Annotated in this window: 10 protein-coding genes and 2 pseudogenes; 7 read left to right on the forward strand and 5 right to left on the reverse strand. The window is 56.6% G+C overall.

The window, feature by feature from the left end; translation table 11 throughout:
* Positions 1-251 precede the first annotated feature (251 nt).
* From NMB41_RS19620 to NMB41_RS19650, 7 genes and pseudogenes are all read left to right on the forward strand, one after another.
* Positions 252-983 carry a TnsA-like heteromeric transposase endonuclease subunit gene (locus NMB41_RS19620; protein ID WP_494379477.1) on the forward strand — a complete coding sequence of 244 codons (732 nt, stop codon included), beginning with the start codon at positions 252-254 and terminating at the stop codon, positions 981-983.
* Positions 953-3,109 carry a transposase gene (locus NMB41_RS19625; protein WP_494379478.1) on the forward strand — a complete coding sequence of 719 codons (2,157 nt, stop codon included), beginning with the start codon at positions 953-955 and terminating at the stop codon, positions 3,107-3,109. The genes NMB41_RS19620 and NMB41_RS19625 overlap by 31 nt, the downstream gene beginning before the upstream one ends.
* Before the next feature lie 164 nt (positions 3,110-3,273).
* Positions 3,274-4,275 (forward strand): TniB family NTP-binding protein, encoded by a 1,002-nt coding sequence (locus NMB41_RS19630; RefSeq protein ID WP_494379479.1) that lies wholly within the window; start codon positions 3,274-3,276, stop codon positions 4,273-4,275.
* Between the two features lie 97 nt (positions 4,276-4,372).
* Positions 4,373-4,765 (forward strand): annotated as a pseudogene (locus NMB41_RS19635) (TniQ family protein); the annotation flags it as partial.
* Positions 4,766-5,320: 555 nt separating this feature from the next.
* Positions 5,321-6,175 carry a hypothetical protein gene (locus NMB41_RS19640; protein WP_494382936.1) on the forward strand — a complete coding sequence of 285 codons (855 nt, stop codon included), beginning with the start codon at positions 5,321-5,323 and terminating at the stop codon, positions 6,173-6,175.
* 184 nt (positions 6,176-6,359) lie between these two features.
* A pseudogene (locus NMB41_RS19645) lies at positions 6,360-6,752 on the forward strand (TniQ family protein); the annotation flags it as partial.
* Between the two features lie 390 nt (positions 6,753-7,142).
* Entirely contained in the window at positions 7,143-8,150 is a 1,008-nt protein-coding gene (locus tag NMB41_RS19650; protein ID WP_494382937.1) for a hypothetical protein, read from the forward strand.
* Positions 8,151-8,623: 473 nt separating this feature from the next.
* Here the strand turns inward: NMB41_RS19650 and NMB41_RS19655 are convergent, their stop codons facing one another.
* The 5 genes from NMB41_RS19655 to NMB41_RS19675 all read right to left on the reverse strand — a co-directional run bounded on the left by NMB41_RS19655 (position 8,624) and on the right by NMB41_RS19675 (position 13,413).
* Positions 8,624-9,070, reverse strand: coding sequence for a YjjA family protein (locus NMB41_RS19655; RefSeq protein WP_494379480.1), 447 nt, complete (start codon positions 9,068-9,070; stop codon positions 8,624-8,626).
* A 137-nt stretch (positions 9,071-9,207) separates the two neighbouring features.
* Positions 9,208-9,357, reverse strand: a complete 150-nt coding sequence (locus NMB41_RS19660; protein ID WP_494379481.1) for a lmo0937 family membrane protein — start codon at positions 9,355-9,357, stop codon at positions 9,208-9,210.
* A 158-nt stretch (positions 9,358-9,515) separates the two neighbouring features.
* Positions 9,516-9,854, reverse strand: a complete 339-nt coding sequence (locus NMB41_RS19665; protein WP_494379482.1) for a hypothetical protein — start codon at positions 9,852-9,854, stop codon at positions 9,516-9,518.
* Between the two features lie 239 nt (positions 9,855-10,093).
* A complete protein-coding gene (locus tag NMB41_RS19670) occupies positions 10,094-12,202 on the reverse strand; it encodes a hybrid sensor histidine kinase/response regulator (RefSeq protein ID WP_494379483.1) in 2,109 nt (702 codons plus the stop codon).
* A complete protein-coding gene (locus tag NMB41_RS19675) occupies positions 12,202-13,413 on the reverse strand; it encodes an ABC transporter substrate-binding protein (RefSeq protein ID WP_494379484.1) in 1,212 nt (403 codons plus the stop codon). Before NMB41_RS19675 ends, NMB41_RS19670 begins: the two co-directional genes overlap by 1 nt.
* Positions 13,414-13,437 lie beyond the last annotated feature (24 nt).

Genomic DNA, 13,437 nt, shown 5'->3' on the forward strand with positions numbered 1-13,437 from the left:
CGAATCGACTATCGAACGACTGCTTTTGGCCTCCCGGTAATGTCCAGCCCTCGGTAAAATTTAATGAAAAACTTCTTGTCATCACAATGTAAGCGTCTAAGCTGAAACAAGTACTCGATACCCAAAGGCCACGGTGAGGAGCAGCAAACAAGTGGGCTGACGATGTTTAATTTCGAAAATACGGTTTCGAAGGCTCAGCTTTGTGGATCGGTATCTCGACAATCCATCGGCCAATCGTCACAACTGCACCCATGGCAACTCTCGGAATCACGTATAAAACGGGCGCCGGTAGACTGCTTACTCAGCACAAACCTCGGCAGTTCATCACGCGCGCTCTCGACGATGATATCCAAGCTGTACGCCTTCCTACTGCCTACAAGGGACAACGGCATCTTCCCGGCTATCAATGGATGTCCCGAATGAATGCGCTTGTGGCCTACGAGAGCAGGCTCGAGATGACGATATTGTTGCAGTTAGATTTCAACAAAGCAGTTTCGCATGTGACCTCGCAACCTTTCGTCCTGCATTATCAACACGAAACCAAAATCTACCGGCATACGCCTGATTTCTTCGTCAGATACAGTGATGGCAACGGCGAAGTAGTGAATGTTAAACCCAGACAATTTGTCCAAAGGGAAAAAAACGTACGCGCCTTTGAGGCATGTCGTAGCGCCGCGATCGAAATGGGATGCGCATACAGCACCCGGTCCGAGTTGGAGGCCATATATCTCGCAAATCTCGGATGGTTGGCAGGCTACCGCCGCCCTCCTGCAGGCCTAGAAATTTACGTTGAGTCAATCGTTAACGCTATCGAAGGCCAGACACCAATCCAGGAAGTGCTTGCTCGCGTCGAAGCCAACACCGCATTAGCTCAGCCCGTCTTGTACCATCTGCTATGGACCGGTTGGCTTGCCTCCGATCTATACAAACGCTTGTCGAAACAGAGTCTGGTTTGGGTTTCGAAACCGATCGGGCCATCATGAATCTGACGGCGCCCCTCGCTGTAGGCTCACGCATCCAGTTTGACGGTCAACCGTGGACCGTAGGCAGCTTTTTCGGCTCGACCGTTCAGTGCCGCAACCAACAGGGCAAGACTGCGGTTCATGACATTGCATTCCTCGTGGCATCTCCGGGGTTCCGAGTTCTCGACGACGTAGAGCTGCCGGCAGCGAACGCACTAGTAACCTTCCCAGACAACGTCGCCAAAGCCTCATTGCGTCAAGCAGAAACGCTTTTGGGGCATTTGAACGAAGTCGAGTGTGGTTACAAATCGGGAAATCAGGAAACGGCACAGCCTGAAGAGCCGCGCTTGGAATACGACCCTGTCGGCAGCACACTTAGCCAGCGGATGGAAGCGAAGTCTCAAGAAACTGGCATTTCCACTCGAACTCTTTGGGAGCTAAAGGCCGCATACAAACGCAGTGGCCTTTACGCACTAGTAGACAAACGCCAGGTCAGTTCCGGCCGGAATAACGTCACGGACCATCGTGTGGTAACCGCCCTGCATCAGGTGCTTGAGGAGCACCGTGACAAATCAAATGTCACCGACAAGCGGCTTATTGCATTAACGGAGGAACGCCTACACGACCTCTACCCGGACGAAAAGATTCGTTTCCCATCTTCGCAGACCATGTATCGACTACTTGCTCGCGACCCGCGGGGGCGCGCAGCTTCCAAGTCAGCTAAGCGGCGACGAAACGATGCCAACCGTCCAGAGAGCACGTATCGGCATCAAGTAGCGACCCGCCCCGGCGAGTTCGTTCTGATTGACTCAACGCCATTTGATGCATTTGCGCTTGACCCAGTGACGTTCAAATGGATACAACTGCAACTTACCATCGCAATCGACTTGTTCTCGCGGTCAATCGTTGGGTGGCGTTTCACACCTGTTAGCACGAAGGCAGTTGACGCTGCGCTTCTACTCTACGACATAATTCGTCCTAAGTTGATGCAGCCGGGCTGGCCAAAAGAGGCGCGATGGGCCTATCTAGGTGTGCCTGAAAACCTCGTGGTCAAGCTAGTTGAGAAAGAACCCGAGGCCGGAATTGCCGGGGTACCCCTGCTCCACCCTGAGACTATTGTAGTCGACCATGGGAAGGCCTTCATTTCGAACGCTTTCAAGGATGCTTGTGCTCGCCTCGGCATTAATCTGCAGTTAGCACGAGTATACACACCGACCGACAAGTCTCAGGTCGAACGCATCTTCCGTAGGATCCGGGAGGACTTTATTGAAACCCTACCTGGGTATAAGGGCCCGGACTTGTACTCCCGTGGTGTGAACATCGAAGACGATGCATTTTATTTCGTTGACGAAATAGATGCGAAATTTGCGGGCTGGGTAGCCATCCGATACCAGCGAAAGCCACACAAAGGATTGTCGATCCCAGCGGTGCCGCTACTGAAGATAAGTCCAAATGAGATGTACGAGGAAGGTCTTGCTCGGGCTGGTTTTGTCCACGTAGTCTCGAGTGAACTCATGTATTACGAGCTTCTGCCAACTGAATGGCGAACCGTCCAGCATTACGGGGTGGAATTGCGCGGGCTGCGCTACAACGCCGACATTCTGCACGATTACCGGAATACACAATCTTCATGGGGAGGAGTGCACGCAGGCAAATGGCCGATCCGATACGATCCCCGCGACCTTTCGCGGGTCTTCTTTTTTGACGAACCCTCATCACAGTGGTGCGAGCTCCCATGGATCCATGAGCTCGCCGAAGAACGGCCATTCAACGAAGCGACACTAAGCTTTGCAAAGGCTTTACTTATCAGACGCGGTGGCAACACGTCCGATGTTGACGAACTGGCCGAAGCACTGAACGGACTTCTGGATCGCAGGTCTATTCCAAGCGAGAGCGACAAAAAGGAGCGTCGGCTCGCGGCGATTAACGTGATGCATAGCCAGCAAGTGCAGCGAGACCAGCCCACCCTCAAACGAGAAAAAACCGCACCGGACGAGGAAGTTCTGCTGGTATCAAATGGCCCAATCGAGGGAAATAGGACCATTTTCATGGAAGAGAAAACGCAGGTCGGCACCAGGGATGAGATTGTCCCGCTCCGTACCGTCGACGAGGCGATGGAAGACGACGATGACGAACTTGGTTTCTAATACTATTGCCTGATCCAACTATGCACCCTAAATCTGTGTCGGCAAGATCGACAGCTAAGATCTCATATCTTTCAAAGTCCGAATTTTCACCATTTCCCGAACGCTCGATCCGAACGTATGAAGACTGGCACGCGTACGCGACGAAGTCGGAGCCGGCCAAACCCATGATGCCTACACGTGCTGCAATCGGCTCGATGTCGAGCGCAGAAAGAAGAGAATTCAACCAGATAAGAAGGGTATATCACGAGGGCTTTGGGCCACTACTAGTACCGGACATGGAGGAGATTCATGAGGCTGCACTCCGGCTTGCCCGCCAGAACTTACGAGCGCAGCCCGGGGCCCGGCCCGGCTTGATCCTGGATGGAATTAGCACCGTTGGCAAATCTACGATAGCCATGCAGTTAGGCAGGCGCTACGAACGGCTTCTGACTAAAAATCATACTATTACGCGCACCCCAACTGGTAATGTTTTCCTTCCAGTTGCATTCGTCAACCTGCCAGGCGAAGTTAGCATTATGAATTTCAACTACTTGCTCGCCCGATTTTATAATATCCCCTTTTCCAAAAAAGTAAAAGAAGGCGAGCTTACTGATCGCATTAAAGAGCACGCTGCAGATTGCTGCACTTCGATGGTTATTCTTGACGACATACATTTCCTGCGGGTTAAGAACCGCTCCCACGAAACAGTTAACAACCACTTCAAGCACTTAGCAAATTCCATTTCTGCAACATTCGTCTATGCAGGAATTAACGTGGAAGGGAGCGGCCTGCTCTCTGAAGGAAATAAGCCTGAAAACAAGATACTTTCGCAGACAGCTCATCGCTTTAAGAGATTCGAACTACTTCCTTTCGACTACAATCAAACAGAGTCGAGGGGAGATTTTCTTAAAGTACTTACATCATTTGAAGATAATTTACTGCTTTTCGAACAGACCAAGGGGTCGCTTGTCAGCATTACCGCAGAATACATTTGGGATCGTACTGGTGGCTTCATTGGCCCAATGTCAGCCTTGATCCGAGAGGGGGCGGCGCTTGCGATCAAACGGAAAACTGAGCGAATAACAATAAATCTTCTTGAGGATATTAAGCTTGATTTTGACTCAGAGCAGCAGTTCAAATTAAACATGAAGAAATACCGAGCTTCTGGGCAACGGTCGCAAGAGTGATGGCTATCTTACAACCGAACCTTGGCGGTACTAACTAGCGGGCAGTAGCGAAAATGGATCGGTACTATTTACCCTCCTCCGGCAAGTAAAGGCAAGCATGAGCGTATTACGCCCACTAACTAGGCTGACGCCACCGTTGCCCGGGGAATCGTTCACGAGTTACATTGATCGTCTTGCAGCTTTCCATAAAGTGGATCTCCTCGTGATGTTACGGTACCTAGGCTTAATTGGTGCGGAACGACACCAGCGCATATACGGGTACGGCATCCTTCTAGATGAGGACAGATTGCAAAATTTTGGTTTTGCAACTCAACTGCCCTGCCCTATTGTCACCGGAATGCTTCTGTCTTCGTACGATGGTGTTGCAATCGACTTAACTGGGGTGGCCCCTAATGCTCCAGAACTACTACGCCGGCGCGCGGTTTCAGAGTGGGCCTACTTTAACGGGTCCCACGCATGCCCGCACTGCATCCAAGAAAACGAAGGGGCGTGGCAACTTGCATGGAAGCTCCCTTGGTCATTCGCTTGCGCGAAACATCAGTGCTACCTTGTCCCACGATGTCCCAGTTGCAAACGAAGATTAGCAAGCGGACGACGCGATCGAACGCTTACGCCGCTGTTCGTCCGCCGGGTACCCGAGCCAGGACGTTGCAATAATCCGCCACCGGATGGAATTGGTCGCTTGGGCCGCGGCTCACTTCCTTGCGGCTATGACCTGACCAACATTCCAACACTAGCGCCAAGTTTAGACACCCTGCGCGTTCAATTGCTATTAAACGATCGCCTTAGTGGGGAACCGGTAGTTCTCTCTGGTCTACAGATCTCACCACTGCAATATTTTCGTGACCTGCGTGCACTCTGCGCATTCATACTCTATTGCGCAGAGCCTGATGACCTTGGTGATCATCCCGCGCCGGAGGAGCTTGCGTTCAGGACTTTCGCTGAGGAACGAGAGCGAATTTTGGTTGCTCGAAAGGAGTCTCCAACCCCGCGCAATAGCGAACGAACCCGTTTGGTTTTTGCGCGACAGGAGAGCCCTGAGCTCATGGCCGCCATTGCTCGACATGCTACCGGAATTCTTGAATTCACGGAGGCCCCGGCCACAGCAGCATTTTTACGAAGACTTTCCGAGAGGTTGATCGCGAGAACAAAGGAGCGATGGGAAGTTATCAAGTTCTTCGGTTTCAGCAACCGTCTCTCTCTTTTAATTGAAAAGAACACAGCGTCAGGCAGCCATTTCGACCGGGCTATTGGATTTAGGGCGGTTACCTCACGCGAAACTTTGCCTTCGTTCAGGCCGCAGCACGTTCCCCAATTGCTGTGGGAAGATGAGTTTGGCCGGAGGTTCAAAGATTTCTTTCCACACGTACAAGAAGGTTCTGCGCGGCGCTTTTGCGCTATGGCGCTAGTGAAGTTGTGCGGCGAGCATACGTGGGAGCAGTCAGCACTGGAACTCCAGTTACCAGTCAAAGCAGGAGTCAAGATGGCCAACCAGTGCATGACAATCCTAGGAGCTAGCGGGCTCAAGGAAGAATTCAAGAAAGCGTTACACGACACTGCAATCAGTCTGTCGAAGAGACAAGACATTGTGGATTACCGCGTACGTCGAGAGATGTTTTCGAATTTTTCCGATATTCCGACCGAAATCTGGTCAGAAATTTGCCGTGCCGCAGACATCACAGTTGGACATCCTGGCCGCCGTAGCAAATATGCGGCCATTTGGCTGTGGAGTGAGCTGACAGGTGGCGATTGGAGACTGGCGCCAGGATTAGCAGGCGAGAACACGAAATCTGCGCGCACTGTCTATAACAGGTTGAGTGTGACAATGATGCCCCGATTAGCGCGGCAGCTAAGCGCCTACGGCTCATCTCTACTACAAGCGCCGACACAGCTTAGCTGAGCATACCGCAGCAATGCAATTGTCCAACCAGGCCTCAAGAGGAATCGTAAGACGCACCTAGTCTCGCGCAATGGCCTTAGGGTGAGGTCAATTCATGCACAACGCCACCATTTGGCGCCCACAGTCGAGCATCAACGCGCAGTCATAGGATGAAGGAGCAAGCTTCGATGGGAAGGTCCGCAATATGAAGCCTGTCAGGGCACTAACGAGGCTCCTCACCCCAGTCCGAGGAGAGGCGTTTGCTAGTTACATCGATCGGTTAGCCGATCTCCACAAGGTGACCCGCGCAGTAATGCTCGAATGGCTAGGTTTCTTCGAGGAAGGGCGATATTACTACATTCGCGGATTCGGTGTCGTACTCGACAATGCTATGTTGGAACGCTTTAGCACTGCTACGCAAATGCCCCAACATATTGTAGGAGAAATGCAACTCGCCTCTTATAAGGGGCTTGCGCTAGATTTATCAAAGATCGATCTTAACTCGTCGGATACGTTACGCGTCCTTCCTGTCTACGAATGGGTATATTTTTCCGGGTCCCATGCATGCCCCCATTGCCTGCGCGAGAAACACGGAGCATGGCAACTAGCATGGAAGTTTCCGTGGACGTTCGCTTGCGTCAAGCACAAATGCTACCTAATATCACATTGCCCGGCGTGTGGACTAAGATTAGCACTGGGCGAACGTGCTTTGGCGGCTCCATCTAGGTCTTGGTTAAAGCATATACCCCAAGCTGGCTATTGCAATAACTCCCATCGCGTTACCACTGATGGGAGTATTTCGCTGTGCAATTGTGATTTGACGAATGTCCCGACGATACACGCAAGCAACTCAACGCTAAAAGTTCAAAACCTCTTGAACGGATATTTGAGTGGAAAGGATGCAAAGGCGTTCGGTAGCTGCGTTTCACCGTTAGAATACTTTCGTGACTTGCGCGCTCTTTGTCAACTCATGCTCTTTTGTGTGGAAATGGAAGACTTTGACTTCCTTCCTCCCTATGAAAAATCGGCTTTCGAAAAATTTGCAGATGAGCGGAAAAATTTAGCGGCCGCAACATCAGATTATGGCCGTCGCGAGGCAAGCCCGGAAAGTCCAGAATTAATGGCTGCCCTCACACGACTCACCACCTCGATTTTAGCGTCAGACGCTGCCACAATGGCGGTATCGCTAAAACCGCTCACTGATCGCTTTTGCGCAAAGCTGCGACATCGGTGGATTGGATTTAGAGCATATGGATTTAGTGAGCGCTTAGCTTCGGTAATTAGTAGGAATATGGGAGCAACCGGTATTTTCGACTACACCGTTGGCTTTAAATCAGCAGAAGCACGTGAGATGCCAATTTCGTTTGGACCGCAGCATGTCCCCCCATTGCTTTGGCTGGACGACTTTAACCGGAGCTTTGCAGTATTCTTCCCACACATGAAGCCAACAATAGCAAGACGTTTTTGTTCAATGGCGCTTGTGAAGCTTTGTGGTCAATATAGTTGGGCAGAGTCAGCACGCCAACTCAAATTAACTGAGAATTCCGAATTTACATCCGGTTGTGGCTTGGAGGCCCTACGCGAGACGGGCGCTCTTCGAGAATTTGCCAAAGCGCTGCGCGAGGTGGCCCAACGTCTGTCCAACGATCCGGATCGGATCGATTATGCCTCACGTCGAGATGTCCTCTCGAGCCTTATCGAAATTCCATATGAACACTGGATAACGATTTGCCATGACGCAGGCATCAATTCTGGTAGGGCCGGTATCAGAAACATGTATGCGGCAATTTGGCTATGGGCAGTGCTTACAGGAAGCGAATGGAGATTCGCACCGGGACTTGTAGGGGAGAGAAGAAAAGGCCCCACGAACAAGATCTCTTTAACTGGATCGAAGCCTAAGGTTTATCTAATGTCTTGCAAGGATTTCCTCCCCAAGGTGGCCCCTTTGTTGCTTGCCTATGGGTCCGAATTACTTCAACAGAACTCGGTACGTTGAGCTTCGCCTGCCGTTCGCTTCTCACATGAGCTCACAGGTCGATCCCATAGCACCTGGACCAGCTGTATGGCTTCGTGCGCCCGGCCGTAGCGATCTGCGCTCGACGGGAGGCAGCGGCCATCCTCGCTGCTCGATGTCACGGCGTTCCGGCCGGCACGGCCATGGCTCAAGACCACCGGCCTAAGGCGCGAACGGCGGCCTAGGAGAGAGTCCACAACTTGCGAGCGCCTAAAACTGCTTAAATACGAGTGTCCACTCTTGACTGCGCGTTCAATTAAACGCAGTGCATCAGTACACTGTTTCACGCTGGCAGCAGCGTCACAGTCGCACCGTAGAAACTGCGAAGTTTTATGAGAAAAGCTACTGCAGGATGGCGGAGAAGTGTCTATGGAGCGGGGGATGCTACTGCAGGATTCTCTGAGTTCCTACACAAAGCGGATGTGTTGGCCTGCCCTCCCGGAAGTCATCGCCCCTCACAGCAGGGATTTGGCCTGGGAGAGTATCTGGTCACATATCTGCTTCGAGGCCTGCGCCTGGAGGCCGCCTCCGCTCAAGTCGAGCTGCTTGCCGTCGCCGCTTTTCAGCAAACCCTGCGCGCCCTCGGCGTAGCCACTGTCGGGCGCAGGCGTTCCCCCGAGCTTGCCCATCAGTTTGTCCTTGACCGAGGACGATTCCTCGCCTTTGAGGAAACTGTTCTTAATGCAAAACTGCAGTAGGCCGGCAATGTTGCCAGTACTCCCGGGCAGTGCGCCGCCAGAGAGCGCGCTGCCGAGGCCGTCCAATTTCCCCAGCCCGCTCGCCTTCCCGGATTGTTGTCCCGGCTTTAGCAGGTCCTCGACCTGCGCGTGAATGGGCGTTGCGAGTACGAGGCTTCCAAGCACTGCCGCGGCAATAGCGACGCGATGCATCCGGGTTTTCATGGAGTCCTCCCACTAACGAAGGCCGCCAGTCTGCCACCGGAAAGCCGAGGCGCCCATTGCCCCTTGGTCCAATGGATCGACCAGAACCTGCGCCCGCCGCCATGCGGATCGGGCCACAGGGCGCTGCTGCGCGCTGGTCAGAGTACCTTGCGTCCGCTGATGAGGCGCACCAGGATGACGATCACGGCGACGACCAGGAGAATGTGGATCAGTCCACCGGCAGCCACGGAAGTGACCATGCCGAGAAGCCACAGGATGATGAGCACGATAGCGATGGTATAGAGCATTTTTAACTTTCTGAAAGTAGGAAGGCGGGTAAGTGACTGCAGCCTGGGCAAACTACCCGGTGCCTGTAGCCCATGACCCATCTTGACGGCTCCTCTCCACTTCTTCAGTGCGTTGCCGAACGGAACAGTTAATATTTAACCAAGGATTTAACCAGGCTTCAGTCTTCCAGATTGGTCAACTTGGCCAGGCAGCGGCGCGGGAAATTGTCGAGTCCCTCGGAAACGAGCGCGTCATCCTCGCACAATACGCAGGCATCGAGCAGCAGCCGGATCTTCGCAATCCGGTGCCCCTGGGCGAGGGCCAGGGCGAGGCTGGCGGCTGCAGGCCAGCAAACTGACACCGAATTCGCTCGAAGCGTGTACGAGACGTCCGTCGGGTTCTGGACGATCTTGCGCATCCGTTCGATGCCCTCGCGTGACTCGCTCATCAGGACGGACACATCGGTCATGAGGAACTCTGGATCCACCTGTTCGCGCAGCATGGCGATCCGCGTCACGGATTATTCGCTGTCATATTTTTCACTGGCGGAGTCCAAGGCTGTATGTACGCGTTATGCGGTGCGCAAAAGCAATAGCGCAATTGATCACTGCCTTGCTCTACAACTCGTATCGAATTACAGGCTTGGAAGTACGTGTGCTGTTCGCGGCCTTGCGCCGGCGGGCAGATTGTGGAAAGTTGACCCGTGGCGGCGCGGCCGCGCGCCTGTTGATGTCGATGCTGCCCGTCGACTGCTTGTTATTGCTCCTGTTCGGCTGCTGTTGCCCCGTGCATCCGCGCGATGGTATCGGTCAGTTCCTCCGCCCGCACCGGCTTGACCAGGTGCGCCGCGAAGCCGGCCTCGCGCGACATGCGCCGGTCCTGCTCCTGCCCATAGCCACTGACCGCAACCAGGGCAGCCTCGGCGCAGCACGGCAAGTCCTTCAGGGCGGCGGCCAGCGCGTGTCCGCTCATGTCGGGCAAACCGATATCGAGCAGGATGACGTCGAAGCCGTCCTGCCCCGCGCGCGCCAGCGCGGCTTGCGCCGAATGTTCGACCGTCACCCGATGCCCGGCCGTCTCCAGCACCATGGCCAGCGTGCGCGCCGCGTCGACATTGTCGTCCACCACCAGGATACGCCTTGCCTGTGCGAGGGCCGGCGCGGCAGCGGCAGGGACGGCAGCAAGCGCCTGGCCGGCATCGGCCATCAGCGGCAGGCGAATGATGAAAGTGCTGCCCTGGCCCGCGCCGCTGCTGCGCGCCTCGACAGAACCATCATGCAGCTCGACCACCTTCTTCACCAGCGCCAGGCCCAGCCCGAGCCCGCCCTGCGCGCGGTCCGGCGTGCGCTCGCCCTGGGTGAACAGGTCGAACACGACCGGCAGCAGGTCGGGCGCGATGCCGATGCCGTTGTCGCGCACCTGCAGTACCACGCTCTCTCCCTGCCGCTGCAGCGACACATGGAGTTCGCCGCCCTCGGGCGTGTACTTCGCTGCGTTGTTGAGCAGGTTGGCCGCCACCTGGATCAGCCGGGTGCGCCCGCCCGATACCAGCAGCGGCTGCGGCGCGAGGTCCAGCGTCAGCGTGTGGCGCCGCGCTTTGATCACGGGCACGATCTGTTCCACCGCTTCGCGCAGCACGGCGCCCAGTTCCACCCTGGTCTTCTCGATCGTGACCAGGCCGCGGGTGACGCGCGAGACGTCCAGCAAGTCGTCCACCAGGTGGGTCATGTGCCGGACTTGGCGGCCGATCACTTCGCTGGCCTCCTTGATCCGCGGTTCATGCGCGTACAGCATGCGCAGCAGCTGGGCGGCGCTGCTGATCGGCGCCAGCGGATTGCGCAGCTCGTGCGCCAGCATCGCAAGGAACTCGTCCTTGCGCTCGTGCTCGCGCTGCTGGTGGGCCTGCTGGCGGTGCAGTCGGTCGAGCATCTGGTTGATGGATTTTGCGAGGGTGATCGTTTCGCTGCTGCCGGCCAGTTCGGCGCGCTGCTCGCCGATGCCATCCTCGCCCAGCCTGGCCGCGAACTGTTCGAGCTTGCGCAGGTCCTGGGTCAGGTTCAACGAAAAGCGCGAACCAAGCAGGAACACGAGCGCGGCAAGCAGCGCCGCGATGCCGCCGATCAGGCCGTACTGGGACCAGGGTGTCTCCAGTATCGCGTGGCTCACGGACCGTTCGGTATGCAGGTTCAGGCCGAGGTGGCGGAATGGCTGGGGCACCGTCACCGGCAGGTCGAGGCCAGCCACGCGCGTGGCCGCCGGCGCCTTGCCTTTCCACGTCAATGCGGATGCGGGCGTGGGCCGCAGGTCGGCCACCCGCATCTTGTAGACCAGCGCGCCCTCCGGCGTATTGGTGCGCGAGTAGCGCAGCAGGCTGACGCCGACCAGTTCCGCATCCTCGCCCGCGCCGAAAATGGCCGCGCTCTCGAGCCCCTCGTCGATGAGCGAGCGCAGCCAGGCCAGTTGGGACGGATCGAAGCGCTCGACGCCGTTGCCCGCGATCGGCTTGGCTTCGAAATCGGTAAACAACACCTGCACCGGAATGCCGTTAATCTGGCGCAGGCCGTTCAGGAAGGGGGCCAGATAGGTTTCCCGCCCAGCGCTGTCGACCAGGGCGGTCGCCAGGATCGGGCTGTCGGCCACTTCGTCCATGCGCGCGGCCAGCGTGGCGAGGTTGTTGCCGACGGTGCGCGCATTGAACGCGGCCTCGCGCTGCTGCAGCAGTGCGACGGCCGCTTCATGCTGGCGGTTAACCAGCCAGAACGAGGCGGCCGCCACCAGCAAGACGGCGACGGCCGTGATGACGGCCGATGCGACCGCAAAGCGCTGGCTCAGGCTCCCTGCGCGTAGTCGTGTCCAGTAACGCATCAATCGGCCGTGGGAACCAGCACGCCGTCCGCACGGTAGCGGGCGATCAGCAGTTCCCGCGCGCTGAGGGCTTCATGGCGGCCAGGCGCGAACGGCGGCGCGTAGACCTTGACCAGTCCCCGGTGTTGGCGCAGTTTTTCCAGGGCGTCGCGCACCGCCTTGCGGTCGGTGCTGCCCGCCAGGTCGATCGCGCGCGCCAGGATGTGCATCAGGTCATAGGCATGCGCCACGCCGACCGGCCCATCGATGTCCTCGACCTTGCGGATTGGCGACACCGCCGCCAGGCTTGCCATGAAGCGCGCCAGCGCTCGTTTGTCCGCCTTGAAGAAAGAAAAAGTCTGGATGACGGAAAAATCGACCTGGTTCAGCGCGGGCCCTGCCTGCCTGACGAATTCGCCGCCCGTCACGCCCCAATGGCTGAGGACCGGTATCCGTTCGGCTTGCGGCAAGGCGGCCACTTCGCGCACCAGCACCGCCGCTTCATCGTCGTTGGCGACCAGGATGATCGCTTGGGCCCCGGCATTTCGCAGTGCCTGGTAGCGGGCCACCAGGGTCTGGTCGCGCCAGTTGTACCAGGCGCTCTGCACGATTTTGACGCCCTTGCTGGAGGCGACGAATTTTTCCGCAGCTGCCAGGTTGCTGCGCCCCCAGGAAGTATTCGTCAGCAGCAGCCCGACCCGCCCCAGGCCGCGCTTCCTTGCCGTTTCGAGCAGTTTGGGCATGGCCAGGCTGTCCCGCAGCGACAGGCGGTAGACGTAATTCGGGCGCATGCCGTTATCGACGATCATGTCGGCCGACGACCACGGGGCCATGAACAGGGTTTTCGTCGCTTTCAGGGTCGGCAGCTCTTCGATGATCACCGGACTGAACCGGCCGCCGAACACGGCGACCAGGCCGGGCATGCGCGCGAACTCTTCGATATTGCGGATGCCGCGCGCCGGGATCGAACGATGATCCTTGGTCACGAGTTCGACCGGCCTGCCGCCCAGCACGCCGCCCGCACGGTTGATCTCGCCGATGGCGCTGCGCAGGCCCAGTTCCACCGCCTGGGCCGAGGTGCTGTTATCGAGGCCGAATTCGGCGTCCAGCCCCACCCGTACCGGCACCGGCGCGGCCGCGCCCGCCGCGCCGCCGAGCGACAAGGCGACCAGGACGGCGGCGCAGTTGCCGATAAAGAGAAGGCGGGTACGAAACGTGTGCAAATTCGACATGACGGTCAGGAAAAGCTGAGGTCG

The sequence above is a fragment of the Massilia sp. FBCC-B171 genome (genome assembly GCF_059134155.1).

What these genes read in the sequence shown, in the direction of transcription:
- NMB41_RS19655 (WP_494379480.1), bottom strand. Translation starts at nt 9,070, where the DNA reads ATGAAAACCCGGATGCATCGCGTCGCTATTGCCGCGGCAGTGCTTGGA.
- NMB41_RS19630 (WP_494379479.1), top strand. Translation starts at nt 3,274, where the DNA reads ATGATGCCTACACGTGCTGCAATCGGCTCGATGTCGAGCGCAGAAAGA.
- NMB41_RS19670 (WP_494379483.1), bottom strand. Translation starts at nt 12,202, where the DNA reads ATGCGTTACTGGACACGACTACGCGCAGGGAGCCTGAGCCAGCGCTTT.
- NMB41_RS19660 (WP_494379481.1), bottom strand. Translation starts at nt 9,357, where the DNA reads ATGCTCTATACCATCGCTATCGTGCTCATCATCCTGTGGCTTCTCGGC.
- NMB41_RS19620 (WP_494379477.1), top strand. Translation starts at nt 252, where the DNA reads ATGGCAACTCTCGGAATCACGTATAAAACGGGCGCCGGTAGACTGCTT.
- NMB41_RS19650 (WP_494382937.1), top strand. Translation starts at nt 7,143, where the DNA reads ATGGAAGACTTTGACTTCCTTCCTCCCTATGAAAAATCGGCTTTCGAA.
- NMB41_RS19640 (WP_494382936.1), top strand. Translation starts at nt 5,321, where the DNA reads ATGGCCGCCATTGCTCGACATGCTACCGGAATTCTTGAATTCACGGAG.
- NMB41_RS19675 (WP_494379484.1), bottom strand. Translation starts at nt 13,413, where the DNA reads ATGTCGAATTTGCACACGTTTCGTACCCGCCTTCTCTTTATCGGCAAC.